Below are 24,627 nucleotides of genomic sequence, written 5' to 3' on the forward strand. Positions count from 1 at the left end.
ATGGCCAGAAAGCGGCAAATTATACGGGGTTTGACTTATCTCCGCACCCCGGGTGACTTTCTGCTGATAGTATTGGAACAAATTCCACGTTAGCTGACGGATACCGACATGGACAAACTGCTGATCATCATGGACCCCCAACACAAAGACCAGACCGCACTGACCCGCGGTGTTGAACTGGCCCGGGCAACCGGTGCCAGTGTGGAAGTGGTGGCGTTCGTGCATGACTACCTGGACGCCCTGCCGGGCGATCCGGAGGTACAGAACCGGGCCAAGAAGGCGCTGATGGACCATCGCCAGAAATGGCTGGAACAGATGCTGGCGCTGGCCGACTGCAACGACCTGAAGATCAGCGCACGAACCGTCTGGGAAAAGCAGATTCACCTGTGGGTCATTGCCCAGTGCCAGAAAGAGAAAATCGGCGCCGTGGTCAAAACCGGAAACCGCTCGGAAACCTTCCTGTACACCCCGACGGACTGGCACCTGCTGCGGGAATGCCCGGCGCCGGTGATGCTGGTGGCCGAGCAGAAATGGAACAAGGCCCGGCCGATCCTGGCTGCGGTGGACCTGAGCTCAGATAAAACGGTCAAAAAAGCCCTCAACAACCGGATTATCGACCAGGCCTGGCACCTAGCCAAAGCCCTGGGCACAGAGCTGCACCTGGTGCACGCCCTGCATACCTCGGTGATTCTGGCAGACCTGGACATCATCGACCCGGTTGCCCACGCCCGCAAACGGGAGGCGGCATTGAAGCCCCACATTGAACACCTGTGTAACACCTGGCACCTGGCGCCAGAGCAGGTTCATATCGCATCCGGGCCGGCCCAGAAGGTGATCCCCAGCGTGGCCAACAAAATCAAGGCCGACATGATAGTGATCGGCACCACCGGCAAGACCGGACTGGCCGCCAGGGTGATCGGCAATACCGCCGAGAAGGTACTAACTCATTTGCGGACGGATTTGCTGGCTATCAAACCGGCGGAGTAAAACAAAGCGGGCCGGCTCAACCCGGCCCGTCAATCACTCCAAGTTCTGCACCTGCTCCCGCATCTGCTCGATCAGCACCTTTAAGTCCACCGCTGCGCGGGTGACGGCGGCATCGATGCTCTTGCTGCTCAGGGTATTGGCTTCCCGGTTCAGCTCCTGCATCAGGAAGTCCAGGCGCCGGCCGATGGCATCGTCGTTTTGCAGGGTGTCGGTGACTTCGCTGATATGGGCATCCAGGCGGTCCAGCTCTTCGGCCACGTCACTTTTCTGGGCCAGCATGACCATCTCCTGGGCCACGCGCTCCGGGTCCAGCTCTACCCTGGCTTTCTCAAAGCGATCCCGAAGGTTCTGCTCCTGGGCGGCCAGCAGCTGGGGCATTTTCTCCCGAACTTCCGCCACCAGCTTGCCCATGGTGGTCAGACGGTCCTCGAACAGGGGCCGCAGGCGCTCACCTTCCCGTTCACGAACCGTCATCAGCTCCTTGACGGTTTCCGCGAACAGCCCCGCCGCCGCTTCCTTGGCCGCGCTGTAATCCTTCTCCGGCAACGACATCACCCCCGGCCAGCGGAGAATATCCAGTGCGTTGATGTGGGCCGGGTTATCCAGCATACGGTTAATGTGGTTGGCTGCCTCGTTCACCGCCTGGGCCATTTCATCGCTGATCTCGAAGCTCTGCACCTCGCTCTCCACCGACTGCAGGCGCATGGAGATATCCACCTTGCCCCGCTTCAGCCCCTGCTTGCGCAACTCCTCCCGAAACCGGTTTTCCAGTTCACGGAAAGCCTCCGGCAGGCGGAAAGACGGCTCCAGATAGCGATGGTTTACGGTACGGATCTCACAGGTGAGAGTACCCCAGTCACCCCGGGTATCCTTGCGGGCAAAAGCAGTCATGCTGCGGATCATAATGGCTCCAGTCGTGTTCAACAGAGTTTCGAGTTTAACAGGCAAACGCCCGGAGCAGCGAACCCGACCAAATGCTATACTCGGAGCCCTTTCAAAACGCCCGACCGGTAACAGCCGGACATTCATCTTAAAAAACAGGACACACTATGCGACCAAGCGGCAGAACGCCCGAGCAACCCAGAGACGTCCGCATCACCCGCAACTACACCCGCCACGCAGAAGGCTCGGTGCTGGTTGAGTTCGGCGACACCAAGGTTATCTGCACCGCCTCGGTAGAGAACAAAGTACCGCCCTTCCTGCGCGGCGAAGGCAAAGGCTGGATCACCGCCGAATACGGCATGCTGCCCCGCTCCACCGGCAGCCGCATGGGCCGCGAAGCCGCCCGCGGAAAACAAGGTGGCCGCACCGTAGAAATCCAGCGCCTGATCGGCCGCAGCCTGCGCGCCGCGGTAGACCTCGAAGCCCTGGGCGAACACACCATCACCATCGACTGCGACGTCATCCAGGCGGACGGCGGCACCCGCACTGCTGCAATCACCGGTGGCTGCGTGGCCCTGGTAGACGCCCTGAACCACCTGGTAGCGAATAAGCGCCTGAAAAAATCTCCGCTTAAGCAAATGGTCGCCGCCATTTCCGTAGGCGTATTCAAGGGCACCCCGGTGGCCGACCTGGACTACCCGGAAGACTCCGAAGCCGAAACCGACATGAACGTAATCATGACCGATCAGGGCGGTTTCATCGAAATTCAGGGAACGGCCGAAGGCGCACCGTTCGAACAAACAGAACTGGACGCCATGCTGGCGCTGGCAAGGAAAGCGATTAATCAGTTGTTTGAACTGCAGAAAGAAGCTTTGAGCGCATAGGCCTGACGGCCTACTGAAAACTAGCGGGTTCGGAGGGGGAAGCCTTTCCGGAACCGTCTCCGGCCAGGGATGGCCGGAGTCGAGCGCACAGGGATGTGCTTGTAGCGTGTTCCGGAAAGGCTTCCCCCTCCAGACACGCGACCGACTATCTCAAAGCTTAGAAGCCGATTTCGATATCGTAATCCATGATCACCGGCGCGTGGTCAGAAAACCGCGTACCGTCATCAATCCAGCCATCGCGAATAGTCTTGCGAATCCCCGGCGTCAGCAAATGGTAATCCACCCGGATACCGGCCTTCTTGCGGGAACCCTCGGTCTGCTCCGGCCACCAGGTAAACTGGCTGCTCTGCTTGTTGATCTCACGGAATGCATCAATACAGCCCATCTCATCGAACAAACGATCCAGCCACGCACGCTCATGGGGCAGGAAGCCGGAAAAATCCGTCTTGTGGTACAGAGGGCTGGCGTCGGTTACATGGTGAGCCGTCTGCAGGTTGGCACAGAAGATAAACTGACGACGCTTGCGCAGAGTTTTCTGCATGTGCACGCCAAAGGCTTCCATGAACTCGTCTTTGTGATCGAGAACAGTCAGATCGTCTTCACCAGTCAGCTCTTCTTCGCGGCCCAGGGCACAGGGCGCCAGAACACAGGCTACGGATACCTTGTCGAAATCGGCCTGGATAAAGCGACCTTCACGGTCGGCCTGCTCATTGGCAAAGCCGTACATGATGGCTTTCGGGAAGTGACGGGTATAAATGCCGACACCGCCGTGCTCGTTCAGCTCGCCGTCGATGAAGTAGGCCTCATACCCTTCCGGAATCAGGTTTTTGTCTTCAACTTCGTAGGCACGCATCCGGTGGTCCTGAACACAGACAACATCAGCGTCCTGCTCTGCCAGCCAGTCAAAAAAGCCCTTCTCAACAGCCTGCTCCAAGCCATTGACGCTGATTGATACTACGCGCATACGTGTTCCCTGATTCGGTTTGTGTAGTATGATACCGGTTTTACGCTTTAATTAAAGATCCTATCCCGCCAGAAGCCTTGCCATGCATGACTATCAGCAAAAATTTATCGAATTTGCCATCCAGCGGAACGTTCTGCGTTTTGGAGAGTTCACCCTCAAATCCGGGCGCACCAGTCCGTACTTTTTCAATGCCGGACTGTTCAATACCGGCGACGACCTGCTACAACTAAGCAAAGCCTATGCCGCCGCGATAGAACGCAGTGGACTGGATTATGACATCATTTTCGGGCCTGCCTATAAGGGCATTCCGTTGGCTACGGTTACCGCCATGGCCCTTGCAACAGACGGTAACAGCAAACCTTTTGCCTTTAACCGTAAAGAGAAGAAAGATCACGGTGAAGGCGGTAATATCGTAGGCGCCCCCTTGCAGGGTAAAGTGCTGATTGTGGATGATGTAATCACCGCAGGCACCGCCATCCGGGAGTCCATTGATATTATCCGGGCCGCCGGGGCCGAGCCGGCCGGCGTACTGATTGCCCTGGACCGCCAGGAAAAAGGTAATGGCGAACTCTCGGCCATCCAGGAAGTCGAAAAAGAATTCGGCATTCCGGTCGTCAGCATCATCCGCCTTGAACAGGTACTGGACTACCTGAAGTCCAACCCGGAATTCGCCGGCCATGCGGAGAGCGTAGCCAGCTACCGGGACCGTTACGGAGTCTGATAAATGCAACACCGTGTGATCGCATCGCCGGTTCTCGCCGGTCTTGTCGCCCTGGGGCTCCTGGCCTCTGCCGGCGCGCAGGCGACCATGTATCGTTACACGGACGAAAACGGACAACTGGTGATCGGCAATACCATTCCCCAGGAAGCCACCAAGCGCGGCTATGAGATCCTGAGCGACAACGGCCGGGTTGTGAAAACCATACCCCGGGCGCTGACAGCCGAGGAAATCGCCGCGCGGGAAGCTGCCAGGCAAGCCGAAGAAGAGCGCCAGAGGCAGCTCGAGGCCCAGCAAGAGCTGGACCGGCAATTGCTGAAGCGCTTCAGCCATCCGGACCAGGCCATCCGGGCCCTGCGCCGGAAAATCCAGGAAATGAACAGCCTGATCCAGCTGAAACGCGGCAATATCAACGTGATTTCCGGGCAGCTGGATAACGAACAGAGCCGCGCCGCCGATATGGAGCGGGCGGGGCGTGAAATCCCCGAAGCCACGCTGGAGAAAATCCGCCGGCTGGAAGCCCAGATTCGTGAGGTGGAGCGGGAAATCTCAGCCCAGCAGCAAGACATCGAATCAGTGCGCAAGGCCTATGAGGAAGACGTTCTCAGGCTGGAAGAAATTACCGGGGAAAAACGAACCATTCCCCTGAACCCGGAAAGCGAAAATGCCGATCCGGAAACAACAGAGGGCGCTCAATGAGCGCCCTCTGCTTTTTACACTACCGGCCTTAATCAGGCTGAGGCAGTTTCTTTCTTGGCCGCAGGCTTACGTGCCGCAGTTTTGCGGGCAGCCGGCTTCTTGGCGGTGACTGACTTCTTGGCGTCCTGGGCCGCCTCGGCCACATCTTCAGCAGCTTCGGATACGGCATCAGCACTTTCAGCCGCTTCTTTCTCCAGCTTGGCAACCAGCTCAGCCGCGAAGTTACCGAAACGGCCGTTCAGGGAGCGCAGTTGCTCGAACAGGGTTTCGGAGTAGCCGTTATAACGCTTGCGCAGGCTCTTCACGCTGTACTCGCGGGCTTCCGCTTCCAGCTTCTCGGCGTAGTCGAACGGCTTGGAGGCCAGCTTCTTCTGCTGCTCTTCCGCGGCGTTGATGCCCTTCTCTACGATGTCCTGCAGTTGTTCCTGGTAAGATTTAAGTTTACCCATGATGACTCTCCTGACGTTTCAGACGTTCGTGATTTTCCAACTTCGGCCAGCACTACAGCGATCAGCACAGCCGGCTTCTGGTAACTTTCACGGTCAGGTTACGGGCAAAAATTAGAATGTTCATACTAGAACTGCTCAGGTAATCACCAACGGAAGATTACCCAGCTGGGAACCAGCAGGTCTGAATCGGTATCCTGCACCCAGCCGCCGCCATCGGCAGGCACCAGGTAGTATTCAGGACCGGTTTCCGGCACCACCTTGATCTCCATAAGCTGGCCGTTGACCCGGTACTCGTAGAAGACTTCGTTCTCACCCGGGCGGATGACAATCTCAGGGCCACCCTCGGGCGGCTGGTAATCGGAGATCACCAGCGGCTCCTGTGGCGTGACCACCGGGACGGCATCCAGGGCCCCCTCATCCTGGGCCACAGCCGGCACACAGAAGCAGCCCAGCAACAGGGCGGAACAGGCGATTCGTTTCATTTTCGTGGTACCCTTTGGTTCATCTTTCTGGCTAGAGTTGCACAAGCCAACCCACGCTTCAATCAGAATCCGGACCCGTTTTGACATGACTGAGAAAAAGACCCCACCCGTGGTTCTGGTAGACGGATCTTCCTACCTGTTCCGTGCCTACCACGCCCTGCCCCCGCTCACCACCAGCAAGAACCATCCCACCGGCGCCATCAAAGGCGTGGTGAGCATGCTGCGGCGGCTGGAGCAGGACTTCCCGGAATCGAAAGTCGTGGTGGTGTTCGATGCCAAGGGCAAAACCTTCCGGCACGACATGTACGAAGAGTACAAAGCCAACCGGCCGCCCATGCCGGAAGACCTGGCCATGCAGATCGAGCCGATCCACAACATTGTGCGGGCTATGGGCCTGCCGCTGCTGATTGTGCCCGGGGTAGAAGCCGACGATGTGATCGGCACCCTGGCCCACGAAGCCACCAGCAAGGGCATCGATGTAGTGGTGTCGACCGGCGACAAGGACATGGCCCAGCTGGTGAGCGACCACGTTACCCTGATCAACACCATGACCGAAACCGCCATGGACCGTGACGGCGTAGTGGAGAAGTTCGGCGTAACGCCAGAGCAGATCATCGACTACCTGGCCCTGGTGGGCGACAAGGTGGACAACATCCCGGGCGTGAACAAATGCGGCCCGAAAACCGCCGTGAAATGGCTGCAGGCCTATAACGACCTGGACAACCTGATCGAACACGCCGGCGAAATCAAAGGCAAGATCGGTGAATACCTGCGCGAGGCTATCGACACCCTGCCCCTGAGCCGGGAACTGGCCACCATCCGCCTGGATGTGGAGCTGGAATTCGGGCTGGAAGACCTCACCGAGCGGGAGCAGGATGACGGCAGCCTGCTGGAGCTGTTCAAAGAATACGAATTCCGCAGCTGGATTGCCGAACTGGAAAACTCAGGTTCTGCCAGCGACAAGAAAGCCGCTGCCTCCGAGCCGGAGCCTGCCAAAGCCGTTGAGAAAAAATACTCGGTGATCACCGAGCAGGCCGAGTTCGACCAATGGCTGGAACGCCTGAAAGCCGCCGACCAGTTCGCCTTCGACACCGAAACCACCAGCCTGCGTTATATGGACGCCGAAATTGTCGGCGTCTCCTTTGCCATCGAGCCGGGCGAAGCGGCCTATGTGCCTCTGGGCCATGACTACATGGGCGCACCGGACCAGCTGGACCGCGACGAGGTACTGGCCCAGTTCAAACCGCTGCTGGAAGACCCGGCGCAGAAGAAGATCGGCCAGAACCTGAAGTACGACAAGAACGTGCTGGCCAACCACGACATCCACCTGGAAGGCATCAGCGACGACACCATGGTGGAGTCTTACGTGCTCAATTCAGTAGCCACCCGCCACGATATGGACAGCCTGGCCCGGGAGTATCTGGGCGAACAAACCATCACTTACGAATCCATCGCCGGCAAGGGCGCCAAGCAGCTCACCTTCAACCAGATTGACCTGAATAAGGCCGGGCCCTACGCCGCCGAAGACGCCGACATCACCCTGCGCCTGCACCAGGCCCTGAGCCCGAAACTGAAAGAAACCGGCAAACTGGAATCCGTCTACCGCGACATCGACCTGCCCCTGGTGCCGGTGCTGTCGCGCATGGAGCAGAGGGGCACCCTGATCAGCGCCAGCACCCTGCGCCAGCACAGCCAGGAGCTGGCCGAACGCATGGCGGAGCTGGAGAAGGAAGCCCACGAGGTAGCCGGCGAAAGCTTCAACCTGGGCTCCACCAAGCAACTGCAGGCGATTCTGTACGACAAGTTCGGCCTGCGGGTGATCAAGAAAACCCCGAAGGGCGCGCCATCCACGGCCGAACCTGTGCTGCAGGAACTGGCCCACGAGCACGAACTGCCCCGGCTGATTGTGGAACACCGCAGCCTGAGCAAGCTCAAATCAACCTACACCGACACCCTGCCGGAGCTGATTCATCATCGTACCGGCCGTGTGCATACCTCGTACCACCAGGCGGTCACCGCCACCGGGCGCCTGTCGTCCTCCGAACCGAACCTGCAGAACATCCCCATCCGCACCGAAGAAGGCCGTCGCATCCGCCAGGCTTTTATTGCTCCGGAAGGTTACAAACTACTCGCAGCGGACTATTCCCAGATTGAACTGCGCATCATGGCGCATCTTTCCGGCGACAAGGGCCTGCTGACCGCCTTCGAGCATGGCGAAGACATCCACAAAGCCACGGCCGCCGAAGTATTCGGCGTGAGCCTGATTGAAGTCAGTTCAGACCAGCGCCGCAGCGCCAAGGCCATCAACTTCGGCCTGATCTACGGCATGTCGGCCTTTGGCCTGGCCCGCCAGCTGGGCGTGGAAAGAAAGGTGGCGCAGGAATACATCGACCGCTACTTCGAGCGTTACCCGGGCGTGCTGCGTTACATGGATAACATCCGCAAACAGGCCCACGACGACGGCTATGTGGAAACCCTGTTTGGCCGTCGGCTGTACCTGCCGGAGATCAACGCCCGTAACAAGCAGATGCAACAGGCCGCCGAACGCACCGCCATCAACGCCCCCATGCAGGGCACTGCCGCCGACATCATCAAACGGGCGATGATTGATGTGGACCAGTGGCTGCACGCCGAGCACCAGAATGACGCATGCATGACCATGCAGGTGCACGATGAACTGATCATCGAAGTGCGGGAAGACGCCGTGGAGAAGGTCCGCGAGGGACTGGTGAAGCGCATGTCTGCCGCCGCAAAGCTGGACGTACCGCTGCTGGTGGAAGCCGGCGTGGGCGACAACTGGGACCAGGCCCACTAACCCGGCGCTCGCATGGCATAAAAGCTGCATCGGTCCCGGTGTCCGGGATAACACCCGATGCAGTGACATCCATGCGAGGCCTTCCCATGAATTCCGCAACCATTGAACGCAACTGGCTGTTCGACCCTTCCCTGTTAAAGCTGGTGCACCAGTGCCGGCGCCTGATCCAGTCCGAGTTCGGGGTAAAACTCCACCTTAACGAAGCAGACCTGGCGCAAAACCTGGCCAACTATGCGGGCAAGAGCCGGTCAAAGAACCTGGTGTATACCTGGCAAGCCCTGAAACAACGGGTGCCGGAACTGAACGAAGAAACGGAAGAGGAACGTGTGGCGCCGCGAATGTACCGGGGACAGCCGATTGCCGAAAGCCAGCAGGTAAAGGGGTCTTCAGAAGGGGAACCCTGCCCCCGGCAGAGGAAAGTGATCTACCGGGGGCAGGTGGTGGGCTGATTAGAACGCTTTGCTGAACTCGATAGCGGCGCTCCAGGCGCTGAGGTCGTATTCGGCTTTGTAGTTAGTCTTAGAAGATGGAACGGCTGGCTGCTGATGTGAGTATTCACGATCATCTACATTCGCATCATCCACGAAAATCAGAGTGCCAATGGCCGCGTCGACAGTCCAGCCGCTTTGCGCGTCTTTCCACTGAGTTCCCAGAGTCAGCCAGTGGCGATCTTCGGAAGGAATACGCGCTGTCACAAAGTTCTCGTTAACCGGTGATTCGTCAAAAGCGTAACCTGCCTTGAACGCCCAAGCTTCATTGGCTTGCCAGATACCACCAAGGTTGAACTGCCAGGTATTGTTCCACTTTTCCGTTACGTGGGTAATAGGATCACCGGCAGCGGGCTGGATAACCTGAGAAACCTGACCAGTTCCTCCTTCTGCACTGTATACGTCCAGCTCCTCAAAACGACTCCAACGAGAATAGGTTGCACCGGCAAGCAGAGTGAACTCAGGGTTCAGCTGGTGGCGCACACCGACTGTGAGGCTCTCGGGGATCGCCAGCGGCACTTCTGCCTTTTCCGTGAACGTCACCGGAGTGGGAGAGCCAGCGAGTACACCTGGAAACTGGCTAACTTCCAAATCACCTTTAAGCTCGAATTCAGTTCCAGTCTGTGCCGTCAAACCAAATTGAGTTGCTTCTGATAATTCATATAAAAAGCCAACCCGAAAATTAATGGCAATATCATCGCCTTCCACATCCGAGTAGGTATCCGGATTGGCCTGAGCCAATCCATTTGCCTGCGCTAAAATCGCTTGCTGCTGTAGAGCCGGCAACGTGCCCAGATCAGCACCTCCTGTCAGCGCCTGAACCACGGCACCCCGAACATCCTGAAACTTCGTCAACCGGCCCTCACCATACATGATGTTAATGGCTGCCCCCATGGACAACCCCTTGCCATTATTCACAGCAATAGACGGGCTAAAGGAGATCACTGTCAGTTCAGTCTTATCCGCCAGATAACGACCGGCAAAATCGTTCTCGTAATCTGCTGCCAGGCCATAAGGAGCGTGGATGCCAAACCCAACATCAATGGAATCGTTGATTTCGTGGGTCAGATAAAAGTTTGGCAGCACAGCAGGGTCAGCAATGTCACCACCATTACCGGTGTATGCTCCCCGCTGACCAAGCGCGTCTGTTGACTGGACAGTCGAGCTCTTAGCCTCAGCATCAATATCCAACACCGCCGCACCAAAAGAAATATTGGTACCAGACAGCTGGCTCATGCCCGCCGGGTTAAACAGCACGGTGGTAGCGTTTTCGGGGTTGGCGGCAGCGCCGGCGTTGGCTACGCCCATCTGGCTGGCGCTTTGTTCGTTCAGAGAGAAACCACCGGCCATTACGCTGGCAGGTGCCGCAACAGCGGCCAGGGTAGCAAAGCGAATTGCTTTTACGAGTGCATTGGTGTTCTTGTGCATGGTGTCTCCTTATTAGTTTCGCGCGGAGTATACGCAGCACATGGCAACGGCCTCAAATGCCAAAGCTACTTATTCAACAGGCTAACCATCTACGACTTTTGTCTTAAATCAAAGCCCCGGGCCGGGGCCTTGTACTGCGGAATTAATCGTGCTGGATCGAGAGTTTGTCGACGGTAGAGGACAGCTTGTCAGCCCCCTGGGCATCCGCGCCCAGTTTGATCATCAAACGCAGGTCGTTGGCGGAGTCAGCATGGGCCAGCGCATCTTCGTAGGTGATCGATCCTTCAGAGTATAGACGGTACAAGGCCTGGTCGAAGGTCTGCATGCCGGATTCGTTCGACTTCGCCATCAGCTCTTTAAGCTTGTGCACCTCTGCCTTACGGATCAGGTCAGCCACCAGCGGGGTGTTGATCAGCACCTCGATAACGGCCTTCCGGCCTTTGCCGTCCGGCGTGGGTACCAGCTGCTGGGCCACAATAGCCTTCAGGTTCAGGGACAGGTCCATCCAGATCTGGTTGTGCTGCTCGGGCGGGAAGAACTGGATAATCCGGTCCAGGGCCTGGTTGGCGTTGTTGGCGTGCAGGGTAGCCAGGCACAGGTGGCCGGTTTCGGCGAACTGCACGGAGTATTCCATGGTCTGGCGGGTACGCACCTCACCGATCAGGATAACGTCCGGCGCCTGGCGCAGGGTGTTCTTCAGGGCCACTTCGAAACTTTCGGTATCAATACCCACTTCCCGCTGGGTCACGATACAACCCTGGTGCTGGTGCACGAATTCGATCGGGTCTTCGATGGAAATAATATGGCCGCGACTGTTGCGGTTACGGTGCCCCAGCATGGCCGCCAGCGAGGTGGACTTACCGGTACCGGTGGCACCCACAAACATGATCAGGCCCCGCTTGGTCATGGCCAGGTCCTTGACGATTTCCGGCAGCGCCAGGTCGTCAATCTGCGGGATCTTCACTTCGATACGCCGCAGCACCATACCGCACAGGTTGCGCTGGAAGAAGGCGGACACACGGAAACGGCCGATACCCCGGGCGCTGATGGCAAAGTTGCATTCGTGGCTTTCGTCGAATTCGGCGCGCTGCTTGTCGTTCATGGCGCCGTACACCAGCTCGCGGGTCTGTTCCGGTGTCAGCGCGTTCTTGGTGACCGGCAGAACCTTGCCGTTCACTTTCATGCTGGGAGGTACGCCTGCTGTAATGAACAGGTCTGAACCACCCTTCTCGACCATCAACCGCAACAGTTTTTCGAATTCCATCTTGCTACCTATTTATCTCAGAAGTTATCCGGCATCTTGGCCTTGGCACGGGCCTGTTCGCGAGAGATGAGGCCCTTCTGCAGCAAACGCTCCAGGCACTGGTCCAGGGTCTGCATGCCAATGGAGCCACCGGTCTGGATAGACGAGTACATCTGGGCGATCTTGTCTTCCCGGATCAGGTTCCGGATAGCCGGGGTACCGATCATGATTTCGTGGGCCGCAATCCGGCCGCCACCCATTTTCTTCATCAGGGTCTGGGAAATAACCGCCTGCAGGGATTCCGACAGCATGGAACGAACCATGGATTTTTCTTCCGCCGGGAATACGTCTACCACCCGGTCAATGGTCTTGGCCGCGGAGGTGGTGTGCAAAGTGCCGAATACCAGGTGGCCGGTTTCGGCGGCGGTCAGGGCCAGGCGGATGGTTTCCAGGTCCCGCAATTCGCCCACCAGGATGATGTCGGGGTCTTCCCGCAGGGCCGAACGCAGGGCTTCGTTGAAGCCCAGGGTGTCCCGGTGCACTTCCCGCTGGTTCACCAGGCACTTCTTGGATTCGTGCACGAATTCGATCGGGTCCTCGATGGTGAGGATGTGCTCGTAACGGGTGTCGTTGATGTAGTCCATCATCGCCGCAAGGGTGGTGGACTTACCGGAACCGGTGGGGCCGGTGACCAGCACCAGGCCGCGGGGCACCGAGGAGATATCCTTGAAAACCTGGCCCATGCCCAGATCTTCCATAGTCAGAACCTTCGAGGGGATGGTCCGGAACACTGCGCCGGCACCGCGGTTCTGGTTGAAGGCGTTAACCCGGAAACGGGCCACGCCGGGCACCTCGAACGAGAAGTCGGTTTCCAGGAACTCTTCGTAATCCTTACGCTGCTTGTCGTTCATGATGTCGTAGATCAGCCCGTGCACTTCTTTGTGCTCCATGGGCGGAAGGTTGATACGACGAACATCGCCATCAACACGAATCATCGGGGGCAAACCGGAAGACAGGTGCAAATCCGACGCACCCTGTTTGGCCGAGAAGGCAAGCAGTTCAGTAATATCCATAGGATTCCTCGGAGGGCTTTTTCTTTTAGTCCAGAAGCGGCAAACTCACACTATGAGCAGCATAGCAGACAACATCGGGAGCGTAACCCGACGCATACAAAAAGCAACACTGAAGGCGGGGCGCGACCCCGACAGTGTGCGCCTGTTGGCAGTCAGCAAGACCCGGCCACCGGAAGACCTGCGCGCCGCATTCGAAGCCGGCCAACAGGCTTTCGGTGAAAACTACCTTCAGGAAGCGCTCGACAAGATCGGTGCGCTGGAAGACCTCGATGGCATCGAATGGCATTTCATCGGGCCTATCCAGTCCAACAAAACCCGGCAGATTGCCGAGGCCTTTGCCTGGGTACACAGCGTGGATCGCCTGAAGATTGCGCGCCGGCTGAGCGAACAGCGGCCGGAGTCTTTGCCGGCCCTGAACATTTGCCTGCAGGTGAACATCAATAACGAAGACAGCAAGTCCGGCTGCACGCTGGACGAACTGCCGGAGCTGGTGTCTGCAATCAGTGACCTGCCGAACATCAGCCTGCGCGGGCTGATGGCCATTCCGGACCCGGACCAGCCGGAATCGGAGCTGCGGCTGAGTTTCCGAAAACTGGCCGGCTCCCTGAAAAACCTGAAACAGGACCACCCGGACGCCGGCCCGCTGGATACCCTTTCCATGGGTATGTCTGACGACCTGGAACTGGCCATTGCCGAAGGCGCCACCTGGGTTCGGGTAGGCACCGCCCTGTTCGGAGCCCGGGCGAAGAAACAGAGCCTGAGCTGATCGGCCCGGTTCCTGCTATCATCCGGATCAACGAATCCATCGACCAAGCCCGGAGTTTACCGTGAGCAACTCATCCACCATTTCCTTTATCGGTGCCGGCAATATGGCCAGTGCCATCATTGGCGGCATGCTTGATAACGGCTACCAGGCCGGGAACATCTGGGTCAGCGCGCCCGACGACAGCCACCTGCAGGCCCTGCGCGATCGCTTCGGTGTAAGCGTGACCACCGACAACCGCCACTGCGCCCAACAGGCCGACATGGTGGTGCTGGCGGTGAAACCCCAGGTGATGGCCGAGGTTTGCCGGGATATCGCCCCGGTGGTTCAGAACACCCGGCCGCTGATGGTGTCTATTGCCGCCGGCCTGACGTCTGACACCCTGGACGGCTGGCTCGGTGGTGGCCTGCCCCTGGTGCGGGTAATGCCCAATACGCCTTCACTGGTTGGCAAAGGCGCCGCCGGCCTGTTCGCCAATGCGGCGGTAACAGCCGAACAGAAAACCATGGTGCAGTCGGTATTTGAAAGCATCGGCTCTGCCCTGTGGGTAGACGATGAAGAACAACTGCATGGCGTAACCGCGCTATCCGGCAGTGGCCCGGCCTACTTCTTCCTGATGCTCGAAGCGCTTGAAGCGGCCGCCACCGAAGCCGGCATCGCCCCGAAAACTGCCCGGGAGCTGGCTATCCAGACCATGGCCGGAGCCGCCGAGATGGCTGCCCGCAGCGAGCACGACCCGGCCCAGCTCAAGCGCAACGTGATGTCGCCCGGCGGCACCACGGAGCGGGCGATCAATACCTTCGAAGACGGCGGCATGCGAGACCTGGTGCAGAAAGCCTATAATGCCGCGTTCGAACGCTCGCAAGAAATGTCCAAAGAACTGGCAGACAAACAGTAACCGATAACGGAGACACAGCTTCATGCTGGCAGACATTGTCATTACCATCCTGCTGATCGCGTCCACCTTCTACATGACCATCGTGTTGCTGCGCTTTCTGCTGCAACTGGCGCGGGCGGATTTCTACAACCCCATTTCCCAGTTTGTGGTGAAGGCCACCAACCCGCCGCTGCGCCCCCTGCGCCGATTCATTCCCGGCTGGGGCGGCATTGACGGCGCCGCGCTGGTACTGGCCGTCATTATCCAGGCCATCACTTTCTTCCTGATCCTGGTCGCCCTGAACGGTGGCATTCCCGCCATCAACCCCATCACCCTGCTGGTGTGGGCGGTGCTGAACGTGCTCAGCCTGATTGTGAAGATCTACTTCTGGTCAGTTATCGCGGTGGTTGTGGTGAGCTGGATTGCGCCCCAGAGCGGTCACCCGGCTATCCAGCTGGTGGCGCAGATTACCGAGCCGGTAATGCGGCCTGTGCGCAACATGATGCCATCCATGGGCGGGCTGGACCTGTCTCCGATCATCGTGTTCCTGATCCTGAACGTGATTACTGTGGTGATCGATCACATGAAGGTGGCTGCCGGCCTCGGCTCGATCGGCCTCGGGATGTAAAACAGGTCTCGAAAATACATTTTGTTACACAAAAGTCGGAACGCAGACTTTTTGAGAGCCGGAAGATCAACCTTTTGATTTTCCGGCTTTTTTATTTTGTCATCCCGGGCCTTCCGCCTTGATCCGCGACAGGTTCGGGCGCCAAAAACCGGCAAAGCGGTTATGATTAACGGCATTTAATCTGAGAGCACCCGGAAGTCGCGCAGAAGGATAAACCGATGAAAATGCAGGGAACTCTGTCGCAGCAGGTTGAGGCCTATCATAACTGGAAGAAGGAACTCATCCGGCAGATCGGCCGTTACCGGCTGTGGCTGCAGGACAACGACCTTTTCTCCGAAGACGTCAGCACCCGAATCCGTAACGGCCTGGAGCTGCTCATTGAAGATGAGCTGACCATCGCCTTTGCCGGGGAATACTCCCGTGGCAAGACCGAGCTGATCAATGCCCTGTTCTTCTCCGGCTATGGCCAGCGCATGCTGCCGTCCCAGGCGGGCCGCACCACCATGTGCCCCACCGAGCTGTTCTACGACCGCAGCGCTAACCAGAATTACCTGCTGTTGCTGCCGATCGAAACCCGCACCGGCGAACTCTCCCTGCAGCAACTGCGCAAGCAACCGGAGCACTGGGTCAGGCACGACCTGGACGAGCACGACCCCGAAGTGATGCGAGAAGTGCTGGCCGAAGTTGCCCGCACCAAGAGCGTAACGCCCCAGCAGGCCCGTAAACTCGGGTTCGATGAAGACATGCTGGAGCACGACCGCAGCAACCCCGGCAACGTACTGGTACCGGCCTGGCGTAACGCCCAGATCAGCATTCGCCACCCGCTGTTCGAGCGCGGCCTGCGTATTCTCGATACCCCGGGCCTGAACGCACTGGGTTCCGAGCCGGAACTGACCATCAGCATGCTGCCCCGGGCCCACGCCATTATCTTTGTGCTCAGTGCCGACACCGGCGTAACCGCCAGCGATATGGCGATCTGGAACGAGCACATCGACACCGAGTACGCCGACCACCGGGCCGGCCGCTTCGCGGTACTGAACAAGATCGACGTACTCTGGGACGACCTGCAGGGCGAGCAACATACCAACGATGCCATCGAACGGGTGCGCGGCTACACCGCAGACCACCTGGGCATCCGCCAGCAGGACGTGATTCCGCTGTCTGCCAAGCAGGGCCTGATCAGCCGTATTCGTAATGACGATGCCCTGTTTAAACGCTCCAACATCGACCAGCTCGAGCAACTGATTGTCCGCCGCATACTGATGCACAAGGAAGAGCTGATCACCCAGAACCTGATCAACGATCTCCTGGGGATGCTGCAGAACAGCCAGGCGGCCATGCAAATCCGGCTGTCGGCCCTGGAAGAGGAACGCACGGCCTGTACCGGCGCCACCGTAGACAAGGCCTCCATTGCCCGGCTCGCCGAACGGGCCCACAAGGATTACGACTTCTACTACAAGAAGCTGATTACCCTGCGCTCATCCCGGCGGCTGATGGACTCCCAGGGCGAGATGTTGCGCAAGCTGGTGAGCGAGGAACGCTTTGAAACCCATGCCGCGCAGGTGCGGCTGAAAATGTCGAAAAGCTGGACGACCGCGGGCATGAATGCGGCGATGGATCACTTCTTCGAGCTGCTGGAAGCCGACCTGACCAACCTGCTCAGCGAGGGCCACCTTGCGGAAAAAATGGTTGGCGCCATCTACCGCCGCTATAACGAAGATAACCGGGCACGGCACCTGGAGCCTATCCCCCTGCGGGCCGGCCGCCATGTGATCGCAGTGCGGGAATTACGCAAGAAAGCCAGGCGGTTCAGGGTCAGCCCCAAGAACCTGCTGACCGAGCAATCCCTGCTGGTTCGCCGGTTCTTCAACGTGATGGTGGGTGAAGCCCGCACCCTGCATGCCCGGGTACGAGCTGACGTGGAGCGCTGGCCCCATGAGGCCTTGCTGCCGATCATGCAGTACTCCATGGAGCAGAAGCAGTTGCTGGAGCACCAGATCCGCCGCCTGCGCGACATGGTGCGAACCGACCGCGACACCCGGAGTGAACGGGAGCGACTGGACCACACCATTGCCGACCTGCGCAAACAACTGGAGCTGGCCGATGCCATGATGCGGCAAATCCGCAAGCCGGCCCCCACCCTGTTGCAGCAGAAGGTGGTCAATATTTCCGGCGCTGTCTGACATACCGGAGCCCGGGCAACGCACCCCCGGGCTCCGGGCCTTGCTCGCCGGCACCGCGCCGGTTGCAGCAACCACCCCCCGCCTTTAAACTGCAGTGCTGGCGCGTTTTTTCCGCGCACCCCATGGCCTATGGCCAGAACCTTGTGGACCGGATCAGGAACTCAACACACCCATGCCCGATTCCCTGCCCTCGGATTCCGTTGGCCTTGTCAGCCCGCAGACCATCCATTTTAACGCCCCGATCGACCTGGCTTGCGGCCAGTCCCTCGAGAACTACGACCTGGTGGTGGAAACCTACGGCACCCTGAATGCCGATGCGAGCAACGCGATCCTGATTTGCCATGCCCTGAGCGGGCACCACCATGCCGCCGGCTATCATTCGGTGGAAGAGCGCAAACCCGGCTGGTGGGACAGCTGCATTGGCCCCGGCAAACCGATAGATACCAACCGCTTCTTTGTGGTCAGCCTGAACAACCTTGGCGGCTGCCACGGTAGCACCGGGCCCGGTTCCGTCAATCCGTCCACCGGCAAACTCTACGGCCCGGACTTTCCGGTTATTACCGTAGCAGACTGGGTAAAAAGCCAGGCCCGACTGGCCGATCATCTCGGCATCCAGCAATGGGCGGCGGTTGTGGGCGGCTCCCTGGGCGGCATGCAGGCTTTGCAGTGGAGCCTGGATTTCCCGGAGCGGGTGCGGCATGCAGTGGTGATTGCCTCGACCCCCCGGCTCAGCGCCCAGAACATCGCCTTCAACGAAGTGGCCCGCCAGGCCATCACCTCGGACCGGGAATTCCACGAAGGCCGCTACTACGAACACAACGTCCTACCTCGCCGCGGGCTGATGCTGGCGCGCATGGTCGGCCACATTACCTACCTGTCCGATGCGTCCATGGGTGAGAAATTTGGCCGGGAACTGCGGGAAGAGGCCTACAAGTTCGGCTTCGATGCCGAATTCCAGGTGGAAAGCTACCTGCGCTACCAGGGCGAGCGTTTCTCCGAAAGCTTCGATGCCAACACCTACCTGCTGATGACCCGGGCCCTGGACTACTTCGACCCGGCCTACGAACACGGCGGCGACCTGTCAAAAGCCCTGGCACCGGCACAGTGCGAATACCTGGTGCTGTCATTCAGCACCGACTGGCGGTTCTCGCCGGAACGGTCGGAAGAGATGGTGAATGCCATGATCTCCGCCCGCAAGAAAGTCAGCTACGCGGAAATTGATGCGCCCTGGGGCCACGATGCGTTCCTGATCCCGACACCCAGATACACCGACATCTTCACGGCCTACATGGACCGTGTTGCCAGGGAGGTTGGCGCATGAGACCAGACCTCGAAATCATCCAGCAATGGGTTGAACCCGGCCACCACGTACTGGACCTCGGCTGCGGCGATGGCACCCTGCTCGACTTCCTTCAGAGGGAACGGGGCGCCAGCGGCTTTGGCCTGGAGATCAACCCGGACCACATCACCACCTGCATGGGCAAGGGCGTGAGCGTGATCGAGCAGAACCTGGATACCCAGGGCCTGGACAACTTCGATGACGGCATGTTCGATGTGGTGTTGATGACCCAGGCCCTGCAAGCCGTTCGCCGGCCAGACAAAGTCATCGAAGAAATGCTGCGGGTAGGCCGGGAAGGTATTGTGACCTTCCCCAACTTTGCCCACTGGCGACTGCGCTGGGGCCTGGCCCTGAGCGGCCGCATGCCCGAATCCAACGCGCTGCCGTATAAGTGGTATAACACGCCCAATATCCGGCTGTGCACCTTCAAGGATTTCGAGGCGCTGTGCCGCCAGAAAGGTATTCGCATCAAGAGCCGGCGGGTGGTCGACGGCCAGCACCAGAACAGCTGGCTGGCCAGGCTGTGGCCGAACCTGCTGGGAGAAATTGCCATCTACCGCATCACACGGGAGAACCCATGATGATCACACGCACTGTTTCAAAACTGGTGTTTCTGGCCTTTGCCCTGTTGGTAGCCGTTCAGGCCCAGGCCGGGGAGAAAGATTTTGGCGACTACCAGGTTAACTGGAGCGTTTTTCCCAGCACCTTCCTGGACCCGGAAGTCGCCAAGGCCAACAAACTGCAGCGCAGCAAGGGCATCGGCATCGTCAACATTTCCATCATGGCCGAGAACGAACACGGCCAGCCTGCGCCTGTGGGTGGCCAGGTTGAAGGCCAGGTGTCCAACGACATCCAGCAGGTAAACTTCCTGGCGTTCCGGCGCATCCAGGAAGGCGATGCTGTGTACTTCATCGCCCAGTACCAGTACCGGTCCGGCGACCTGATGACCTTCAACATTACTGCCCGCCCCACCGGCCACCAGCAGGACCTGCCGGTGCGGTTTTCCCACACGCTGTTTAACGACTGAACCTATGTCACAGAAACTCGTCATCGCCAGTAACAACAAGGGCAAGATTGCCGAACTGACGGACCTGCTCGGCCCACTCGGGCTTGAGCCCGTTGCCCAGGGCGCGCTGGGCGTGGGTGAAGCTGAAGAACCGGCGGTCACCTTTGTGGAGAACGCCATTCTCAAAGCCCGCCATGCCGCCCGGGAAACCGGTTTGCCCGCACTGGCGGATGACAGCGGGCTGGCAGTGGATGCCCTTGGTGGCCAACCCGGTGTGCGCTCTGCCCGCTATGCCGGCGCCAATGCTTCCGATGCCGACAACGTGCAGGCCCTGCTGACGGCCCTGAAAGACGTTCCGGAAGCACAGCGCAGCGCCCAGTTCCACTGTGTGCTGGTGTACCTGCGCCACGCCGACGATCCCACTCCGGTTATCTGCCACGGCCGCTGGCCCGGCAGAATCCTGGCCGAGGCCCGCGGTGAAGGCGGCTTTGGCTACGATCCGGTGTTCTACGCCCCCGAATTCGACTGCAGCGCCGCCGAGCTGACCCGGGAGCAGAAAGGCAGTGTCAGCCACCGTGGCCGCGCCCTGGCCAGCCTGCTGGAACAGTTAAAGGCGGAGGCCTGACGGCATGACCGCCACCTCCCCCGTGGCGGTCTGCCCGCCCCTGAGCCTGTACATCCACGTACCCTGGTGCGTGCGCAAGTGCCCCTACTGCGATTTCAACTCCCACGCCATCCGGGGCGATATCCCGGAAGCGGCGTACCTGCAGGCCATCCTGGAGGACCTGGAGCCCGACCTTGCCTACCTGCGCAGCCGCCCCATCGAAAGCGTGTTTATCGGTGGCGGCACCCCGTCACTGGTGACCGGGGACTTCTACCAGCAGCTGTTTACGGCTTTACGCCAGCGTATGGACTTCAGCGACAACGCCGAGATTACCCTTGAGGCCAACCCCGGCACTCTGGAAGCCGGCCGCTTTGAGAGCTTTCGGGAAGCCGGCATTAACCGGCTGTCGATCGGTGTGCAGAGCTTCAACCCGGAGCACCTGAAAACGCTGGGCCGTATCCATAATGCCCAGGCCGCCCACGAGGCCATCGCAGCAGCCCGGGCCGCCGGCTTCGACAATTTCAATATCGACCTGATGCACGGCCTGCCGGGCCAGACCCCGGAACAGGCGATAGGCGACTTGCGAGAGGCCCTGAGCCACAACCCTGCGCACTTGTCCTGGTACCAGCTGACCATCGAGCCCAATACCGAGTTCTTCTCCCGGCCGCCACCGCTGCCGGATGACGACCGGCTTTGGGCCATCTACCAGCAGGGCTCGGAGTTTCTGCATGCTGCCGGCTTCACCGACTATGAAGTGTCCGCCTGGTCCCGGCCCGGCCGGGAAAGCCGCCATAACCTGAATTACTGGTTGTTCGGCGATTACCTGGCCCTGGGTGCAGGTGCCCACGGCAAGGTCAGCCTCGAAGACGGGCGCATCATTCGTTACTGGAAAACCCGGCAGCCGGACGCCTATCTGAACCGGATCGGCAGCCGCACTTCAGGCACCGAAGCCATCGAGCCGGAAGACCGGGCACTGGAGTTCATGATGAATGCCCTGCGCCTGAAACAGGGGGCTGATGAGCAACTGTTCAATGAACGAACCGGTTTACCCCTGAGCACGGTTGCGGTACAACTTGAATCATTAAGAAAACAGGGTTTGTTGACCCCGCACCGGATTCAGGCAACGGAGCAGGGGCAGAGGTATCTGAACAGCCTGCTGGAGCAATTTCTCTGATGGTTACCGTACAGCGTCCACCGTTCCTGCCGGTAAAACCCATGCGTTCGCCCATGAAGGCGTCCCTGGTGCTGGCCGTCGGCCTGTTTCTGGTCATCGCGGTGCTTAACCAGTCCCTGAAAACCGAAGCCGCGCCCCAGGGCATTTTCAGCTTCCAGTTGGCGGCAACGGCTGAACAAAGCGGTGCCATACTGCAGAGCTGGGGGCAGGAGAACCTGGCTTTCGCAGAACTCTCGCTGTGGCTCGGGCTGCTGTTCACCGTGGCCTGGCTCGCGGCCCTGCTTCAGCTGACCCGGCACTTTACCCGGGACCGGCCGGGTATCCGGGAACGCAAGGTAGCGCGCTGGGTGCGGGTACTGTTTGTAATTGCAGGGTTGTGTGACGTAGCGGAAAACTCGGTGCTGCTGAATAACCTCGCAACGCCGACCGATGCCATGAGCAGCTCCGCTGCGATCCTGGCGCTGGTAAAGATTACCGGAGTGATGCTGGGTATTGCGGGATTGGTGGTGATCCGGGCGGCGCGCCGGCACCCCCTCAGCCAGCCTGGCTAAGCCGCGTGGCTGAGTAAGCGCCGGGGCAGCAGATCAGTTGGTGCGATAGAACAGCAAGTCCCAAACGCCGTGGCCGAGCTTCTCGCCACGCTTCTCGAACTTGGTGATCGGGCGGTCATCCGGGCGCGGAGAATAGCCACCCTGCTCCTGGGTGTTGGCGAAGCCTTCGGAATCGTTCATCACTTCCAGCATGTGTTCCGCGTAGTTTTCCCAGTCTGTGGCCAGGTGCAGCACACCACCCACCCGCAATTTGTGACGGATGCGCTGAATAAACTCGGGCTGGATCAGCCGGCGCTTATGGTGCTTTTTCTTGTGCCACGGATCCGGGAAGAAGATCATCACCCGGTCGAGGGAGGCATCCGGCAGGCACAGGTCGATCACATCATTGGCGTCGATGTTGTAGACCCGCACGTTCTCCAGGCCACGGTCTTCCACATCCTTAAGCAGTGCGCCCACGCCCGGCAGGTGCACTTCCACGCCGATAAAATCCTGCTCTGGCGCGGCTTCGGCCATATCCGCCAGCGACTTGCCCATACCGAAGCCGATCTCCAGGTTCAGCATGTTGTCGCGGCCGAACACCTCGCGGGGGTCAATCATACCGTTGTCGCGGCTCAGGCCGTACTTGGGCCAGCTGCGGTCAAAGGCTTTTTTCTGGCCTTCGGTCATCCGGCCCTGACGCAGTACAAAACTGCGCACACCACGGCGGGTGGTAATCGGGTTTTCGCCGGAAGTGTCCTTCGGGTCGTTCTGGTCGCTCATCTGTTATCCTCACGCGCCTTCGCGGATGTGTTATCAGGAAATTGCCGACAGTTTAACAGACTCCGCGGGGCCAGACCTGCTCCCGGACAGGTGAAGCTCAGACTGAAACCACCGGGCCCTGATTCTGCTGGCGATCAAGCTGACGGTAGCCCAGGGCTTCCATCAGATGGTTGCGGGCGATGTCCCGCTCACCGTCCAGGTCTGCCAGGGTGCGGGCCACCCGAAGAATCCGGTGCAGGGCCCGGGCCGAAAGCCCCAGCCGCTCCATGGCGGCCGACAACAATTTTTCGCTGCCGGCATCCAGCTGGCAGGACTGGTGCAGCAGATTACCTGCCAGGGCGGCATTCAGGCTCCCCCGCTCCGTTTGCGCAGCCCGGGCTTTCAGCACCCGTTCCCGGACGCTGGCACTGCTTTCTCCTGCCTCACCGGAGCCCAGCAGCACCTCGCCGGTCTGCACCGGCACCTCCACATGCAAGTCAAAGCGGTCCAGCAACGGGCCGGAGATCTTCGAGCGGTAGCGCATCACCTGCGCCGGCCCGCACTGGCATTCAATGGTGGGATGGCCGCTGTAGCCGCAGGGGCACGGATTCATGGCGGCAACCACCTGGAACCGGGCAGGAAAGGTTACCTGCCGGGCAGCCCGGCTGATGGCAATCTCGCCGCTTTCCATCGGTTCCCTCAGTACTTCCAGTACCCGCCGCTGAAATTCCGGAAGCTCGTCCAGGAACAATACGCCCCGGTGCGCCAGGGAGATTTCTCCGGGGCGCGGGCTGCTGCCTCCGCCCACCAGGGCCACCGCCGAGGCAGTATGGTGCGGCGCCCGGAACGGTGGCTGGCGCCAGCCACCGGGCTTCACCGGCAAACCCGCAACGGAATGCACGCTGGCAACTTCCATGGCCGCGGCATCATCAAGCGCGGGCAGAATGCCGGGAAGCCGGCTAGCCAGCATGCTTTTGCCGGTGCCCGGCGGGCCGAAGAACAGCAGGTTATGACCACCGGCTGCGGCCACTTCCAGCGCTCTCCTGGGTACCTGCTGGCCCCGGACATCCGCCAGGTCGGCGCCGGTATACGGCCCCTGCGGCTCAGGATCTTCTGCCCGGGGCACCGGTACCAGCCGCGCCCGGCCCGACAAATGCTCGCACACCGTCAACAGGTGACTGGCCGCCAGCACATCGCCGTTACTGGCCAACGCGGCTTCATCGGCATTGTCCTGGGGCAGCAGCAGTGAACGCCCCGCCTCCCGGGCCGCCAGCACCGCCGGCAATATCCCTTTGAGCGGCCGCAACGCACCATCAAGGGACAACTCGCCAATACACTCCAGGTCTTTCAGGCTTTCGGCAGGAACCTGGCCGGAGGCCGCCAGGATACCCAGGGCAATGGGCAGGTCGAAGCGGCCGCCTTCTTTGGGCAGGTCTGCAGGGGCCAGGTTTATGGTGATACGGCGGGCGGGGAATTCAAACCCGGCATTGAGCAGCGCGCTGCGCACCCGGTCCTTGCTTTCCCGCACACCGGTTTCAGGAAGGCCAACAATCGACAACGCCGGCAAACCACCGGACAGGTGAACTTCAACGGTAACGGCAGGGGCAGACACGCCAATGCTGGCGCGGGAATGGACAATAGCTAGCATGACA

General features: G+C 59.8%; 25 protein-coding genes. 16 read left to right on the top strand and 9 right to left on the bottom strand.

All coding sequences use genetic code 11. The features are described 5' to 3' along the window. Window positions 1–108: 108 nt before the first annotated feature. Entirely contained in the window at window positions 109–987 is an 879-nt protein-coding gene (locus LWH94_RS11840) for a universal stress protein (protein ID WP_022988810.1), read from the top strand. A 33-nt stretch (window positions 988–1,020) separates the two neighbouring features. On the opposite strand, the gene LWH94_RS11845 is transcribed toward LWH94_RS11840, so the two are convergent. After that, entirely contained in the window at window positions 1,021–1,890 is an 870-nt protein-coding gene (locus LWH94_RS11845) for a YicC/YloC family endoribonuclease (RefSeq protein ID WP_232902346.1), read from the bottom strand. Window positions 1,891–2,036: 146 nt separating this feature from the next. On the opposite strand from LWH94_RS11845, the gene rph reads away from it, so the two are divergent. Then, window positions 2,037–2,753 carry a ribonuclease PH gene (gene rph / locus LWH94_RS11850; protein ID WP_094625225.1) on the top strand — a complete coding sequence of 239 codons (717 nt, stop codon included), beginning with the start codon at window positions 2,037–2,039 and terminating at the stop codon, window positions 2,751–2,753. 157 nt (window positions 2,754–2,910) lie between these two features. Here rph and LWH94_RS11855 read toward each other — a convergent pair whose 3' ends face one another. Then, the gene (locus tag LWH94_RS11855; protein ID WP_199456816.1) at window positions 2,911–3,717 is read right to left on the bottom strand and encodes an exodeoxyribonuclease III; all 807 of its coding nucleotides are present in this window, start codon (window positions 3,715–3,717) and stop codon (window positions 2,911–2,913) included. An 82-nt stretch (window positions 3,718–3,799) separates the two neighbouring features. Here LWH94_RS11855 and pyrE point away from each other — a divergent pair, with 82 nt between their 5' ends. Both pyrE and LWH94_RS11865 read left to right on the top strand, forming a co-directional pair. Then, on the top strand, window positions 3,800–4,438 hold the full coding sequence (pyrE, locus tag LWH94_RS11860) for an orotate phosphoribosyltransferase (RefSeq protein WP_022987603.1): 639 nt from the start codon (window positions 3,800–3,802) through the stop codon (window positions 4,436–4,438). Window positions 4,439–4,441: 3 nt separating this feature from the next. Beyond that, window positions 4,442–5,134: a DUF4124 domain-containing protein gene (locus LWH94_RS11865; RefSeq protein ID WP_058339919.1), complete on the top strand. Its 693-nt coding sequence runs from the start codon at window positions 4,442–4,444 to the stop codon at window positions 5,132–5,134. A gap of 32 nt (window positions 5,135–5,166) precedes the next feature. On the opposite strand, the gene LWH94_RS11870 is transcribed toward LWH94_RS11865, so the two are convergent. Both LWH94_RS11870 and LWH94_RS11875 read right to left on the bottom strand, forming a co-directional pair. Further along, a complete protein-coding gene (locus tag LWH94_RS11870; protein WP_022987601.1) occupies window positions 5,167–5,583 on the bottom strand; it encodes a hypothetical protein in 417 nt (138 codons plus the stop codon). A 143-nt stretch (window positions 5,584–5,726) separates the two neighbouring features. Next, entirely contained in the window at window positions 5,727–6,065 is a 339-nt protein-coding gene (locus LWH94_RS11875; protein WP_036218666.1) for a DUF2782 domain-containing protein, read from the bottom strand. A gap of 85 nt (window positions 6,066–6,150) precedes the next feature. Between LWH94_RS11875 and polA the strand changes: the two genes are divergently transcribed. Further along, a complete protein-coding gene (gene polA, locus LWH94_RS11880; protein ID WP_232902347.1) occupies window positions 6,151–8,880 on the top strand; it encodes a DNA polymerase I in 2,730 nt (909 codons plus the stop codon). An 86-nt stretch (window positions 8,881–8,966) separates the two neighbouring features. Continuing rightward, window positions 8,967–9,329 carry a hypothetical protein gene (locus LWH94_RS11885; protein WP_232902348.1) on the top strand — a complete coding sequence of 121 codons (363 nt, stop codon included), beginning with the start codon at window positions 8,967–8,969 and terminating at the stop codon, window positions 9,327–9,329. Here LWH94_RS11885 and LWH94_RS11890 read toward each other — a convergent pair whose 3' ends face one another. The 3 genes from LWH94_RS11890 to LWH94_RS11900 all read right to left on the bottom strand — a co-directional run bounded on the left by LWH94_RS11890 (window position 9,330) and on the right by LWH94_RS11900 (window position 13,112). After that, entirely contained in the window at window positions 9,330–10,796 is a 1,467-nt protein-coding gene (locus LWH94_RS11890) for an OmpP1/FadL family transporter (RefSeq protein WP_232902349.1), read from the bottom strand. 142 nt (window positions 10,797–10,938) lie between these two features. Continuing rightward, on the bottom strand, window positions 10,939–12,060 hold the full coding sequence (locus tag LWH94_RS11895; RefSeq protein ID WP_022987596.1) for a PilT/PilU family type 4a pilus ATPase: 1,122 nt from the start codon (window positions 12,058–12,060) through the stop codon (window positions 10,939–10,941). Window positions 12,061–12,077: 17 nt separating this feature from the next. Then, window positions 12,078–13,112: a type IV pilus twitching motility protein PilT gene (locus LWH94_RS11900; RefSeq protein WP_022987595.1), complete on the bottom strand. Its 1,035-nt coding sequence runs from the start codon at window positions 13,110–13,112 to the stop codon at window positions 12,078–12,080. 52 nt (window positions 13,113–13,164) lie between these two features. Between LWH94_RS11900 and LWH94_RS11905 the strand changes: the two genes are divergently transcribed. The 10 genes from LWH94_RS11905 (at window position 13,165) to LWH94_RS11950 (ending at window position 22,237) form a co-directional block, all read left to right on the top strand. Further along, window positions 13,165–13,878, top strand: coding sequence for a YggS family pyridoxal phosphate-dependent enzyme (locus LWH94_RS11905; protein WP_232902350.1), 714 nt, complete (start codon window positions 13,165–13,167; stop codon window positions 13,876–13,878). 61 nt (window positions 13,879–13,939) lie between these two features. Next, a complete protein-coding gene (proC, locus tag LWH94_RS11910) occupies window positions 13,940–14,773 on the top strand; it encodes a pyrroline-5-carboxylate reductase (RefSeq protein ID WP_232902351.1) in 834 nt (277 codons plus the stop codon). A 22-nt stretch (window positions 14,774–14,795) separates the two neighbouring features. Next, the gene (locus tag LWH94_RS11915) at window positions 14,796–15,380 is read left to right on the top strand and encodes a YggT family protein (RefSeq protein WP_022987592.1); all 585 of its coding nucleotides are present in this window, start codon (window positions 14,796–14,798) and stop codon (window positions 15,378–15,380) included. A 218-nt stretch (window positions 15,381–15,598) separates the two neighbouring features. Continuing rightward, window positions 15,599–17,563, top strand: coding sequence for a dynamin family protein (locus LWH94_RS11920; RefSeq protein WP_023011735.1), 1,965 nt, complete (start codon window positions 15,599–15,601; stop codon window positions 17,561–17,563). A gap of 172 nt (window positions 17,564–17,735) precedes the next feature. Next, window positions 17,736–18,884: a homoserine O-succinyltransferase MetX gene (gene metX, locus LWH94_RS11925; protein ID WP_232902352.1), complete on the top strand. Its 1,149-nt coding sequence runs from the start codon at window positions 17,736–17,738 to the stop codon at window positions 18,882–18,884. Further along, window positions 18,881–19,483, top strand: a complete 603-nt coding sequence (gene metW, locus LWH94_RS11930) for a methionine biosynthesis protein MetW (protein WP_232902353.1) — start codon at window positions 18,881–18,883, stop codon at window positions 19,481–19,483. The genes metX and metW overlap by 4 nt, the downstream gene beginning before the upstream one ends. Beyond that, entirely contained in the window at window positions 19,480–19,929 is a 450-nt protein-coding gene (locus LWH94_RS11935; RefSeq protein WP_232902354.1) for a DUF4426 domain-containing protein, read from the top strand. Before metW ends, LWH94_RS11935 begins: the two co-directional genes overlap by 4 nt. 4 nt (window positions 19,930–19,933) lie before the next feature. After that, entirely contained in the window at window positions 19,934–20,533 is a 600-nt protein-coding gene (rdgB, locus tag LWH94_RS11940; RefSeq protein ID WP_022987587.1) for an RdgB/HAM1 family non-canonical purine NTP pyrophosphatase, read from the top strand. Between the two features lie 4 nt (window positions 20,534–20,537). Then, on the top strand, window positions 20,538–21,686 hold the full coding sequence (gene hemW, locus LWH94_RS11945) for a radical SAM family heme chaperone HemW (protein WP_232902355.1): 1,149 nt from the start codon (window positions 20,538–20,540) through the stop codon (window positions 21,684–21,686). Continuing rightward, a complete protein-coding gene (locus LWH94_RS11950) occupies window positions 21,686–22,237 on the top strand; it encodes a hypothetical protein (protein ID WP_232902356.1) in 552 nt (183 codons plus the stop codon). Before hemW ends, LWH94_RS11950 begins: the two co-directional genes overlap by 1 nt. Window positions 22,238–22,270: 33 nt before the next feature. Here the strand turns inward: LWH94_RS11950 and trmB are convergent, their stop codons facing one another. Together trmB and LWH94_RS11960 are read right to left on the bottom strand one after the other, a co-directional pair. After that, window positions 22,271–22,996, bottom strand: a complete 726-nt coding sequence (gene trmB, locus LWH94_RS11955; RefSeq protein WP_232902357.1) for a tRNA (guanosine(46)-N7)-methyltransferase TrmB — start codon at window positions 22,994–22,996, stop codon at window positions 22,271–22,273. 97 nt (window positions 22,997–23,093) lie between these two features. Next, window positions 23,094–24,623 carry a YifB family Mg chelatase-like AAA ATPase gene (locus LWH94_RS11960; RefSeq protein WP_232902358.1) on the bottom strand — a complete coding sequence of 510 codons (1,530 nt, stop codon included), beginning with the start codon at window positions 24,621–24,623 and terminating at the stop codon, window positions 23,094–23,096. Window positions 24,624–24,627 lie beyond the last annotated feature (4 nt).

The sequence above is a fragment of the Marinobacter sp. G11 genome (assembly GCF_021282325.1).
In the GTDB taxonomy this organism is placed as follows: Bacteria; Pseudomonadota; Gammaproteobacteria; order Pseudomonadales; family Oleiphilaceae; genus Marinobacter; species Marinobacter vinifirmus.

Bases quoted from the DNA above. Each gene is read 5' to 3' on its own strand.
- LWH94_RS11840 (WP_022988810.1), top strand. From the start codon at position 109: ATGGACAAACTGCTGATCATCATGGACCCCCAACACAAAGACCAGACC.
- LWH94_RS11845 (WP_232902346.1), bottom strand. From the start codon at position 1,890: ATGATCCGCAGCATGACTGCTTTTGCCCGCAAGGATACCCGGGGTGAC.
- rph (WP_094625225.1), top strand. From the start codon at position 2,037: ATGCGACCAAGCGGCAGAACGCCCGAGCAACCCAGAGACGTCCGCATC.
- LWH94_RS11855 (WP_199456816.1), bottom strand. From the start codon at position 3,717: ATGCGCGTAGTATCAATCAGCGTCAATGGCTTGGAGCAGGCTGTTGAG.
- pyrE (WP_022987603.1), top strand. From the start codon at position 3,800: ATGCATGACTATCAGCAAAAATTTATCGAATTTGCCATCCAGCGGAAC.
- LWH94_RS11865 (WP_058339919.1), top strand. From the start codon at position 4,442: ATGCAACACCGTGTGATCGCATCGCCGGTTCTCGCCGGTCTTGTCGCC.
- LWH94_RS11870 (WP_022987601.1), bottom strand. From the start codon at position 5,583: ATGGGTAAACTTAAATCTTACCAGGAACAACTGCAGGACATCGTAGAG.
- LWH94_RS11875 (WP_036218666.1), bottom strand. From the start codon at position 6,065: ATGAAACGAATCGCCTGTTCCGCCCTGTTGCTGGGCTGCTTCTGTGTG.
- polA (WP_232902347.1), top strand. From the start codon at position 6,151: ATGACTGAGAAAAAGACCCCACCCGTGGTTCTGGTAGACGGATCTTCC.
- LWH94_RS11885 (WP_232902348.1), top strand. From the start codon at position 8,967: ATGAATTCCGCAACCATTGAACGCAACTGGCTGTTCGACCCTTCCCTG.
- LWH94_RS11890 (WP_232902349.1), bottom strand. From the start codon at position 10,796: ATGCACAAGAACACCAATGCACTCGTAAAAGCAATTCGCTTTGCTACC.
- LWH94_RS11895 (WP_022987596.1), bottom strand. From the start codon at position 12,060: ATGGAATTCGAAAAACTGTTGCGGTTGATGGTCGAGAAGGGTGGTTCA.
- LWH94_RS11900 (WP_022987595.1), bottom strand. From the start codon at position 13,112: ATGGATATTACTGAACTGCTTGCCTTCTCGGCCAAACAGGGTGCGTCG.
- LWH94_RS11905 (WP_232902350.1), top strand. From the start codon at position 13,165: ATGAGCAGCATAGCAGACAACATCGGGAGCGTAACCCGACGCATACAA.
- LWH94_RS11915 (WP_022987592.1), top strand. From the start codon at position 14,796: ATGCTGGCAGACATTGTCATTACCATCCTGCTGATCGCGTCCACCTTC.
- LWH94_RS11920 (WP_023011735.1), top strand. From the start codon at position 15,599: ATGAAAATGCAGGGAACTCTGTCGCAGCAGGTTGAGGCCTATCATAAC.
- metX (WP_232902352.1), top strand. From the start codon at position 17,736: ATGCCCGATTCCCTGCCCTCGGATTCCGTTGGCCTTGTCAGCCCGCAG.
- metW (WP_232902353.1), top strand. From the start codon at position 18,881: ATGAGACCAGACCTCGAAATCATCCAGCAATGGGTTGAACCCGGCCAC.
- LWH94_RS11935 (WP_232902354.1), top strand. From the start codon at position 19,480: ATGATGATCACACGCACTGTTTCAAAACTGGTGTTTCTGGCCTTTGCC.
- rdgB (WP_022987587.1), top strand. From the start codon at position 19,934: ATGTCACAGAAACTCGTCATCGCCAGTAACAACAAGGGCAAGATTGCC.
- hemW (WP_232902355.1), top strand. From the start codon at position 20,538: ATGACCGCCACCTCCCCCGTGGCGGTCTGCCCGCCCCTGAGCCTGTAC.
- LWH94_RS11950 (WP_232902356.1), top strand. From the start codon at position 21,686: ATGGTTACCGTACAGCGTCCACCGTTCCTGCCGGTAAAACCCATGCGT.
- trmB (WP_232902357.1), bottom strand. From the start codon at position 22,996: ATGAGCGACCAGAACGACCCGAAGGACACTTCCGGCGAAAACCCGATT.
- LWH94_RS11960 (WP_232902358.1), bottom strand. From the start codon at position 24,623: ATGCTAGCTATTGTCCATTCCCGCGCCAGCATTGGCGTGTCTGCCCCT.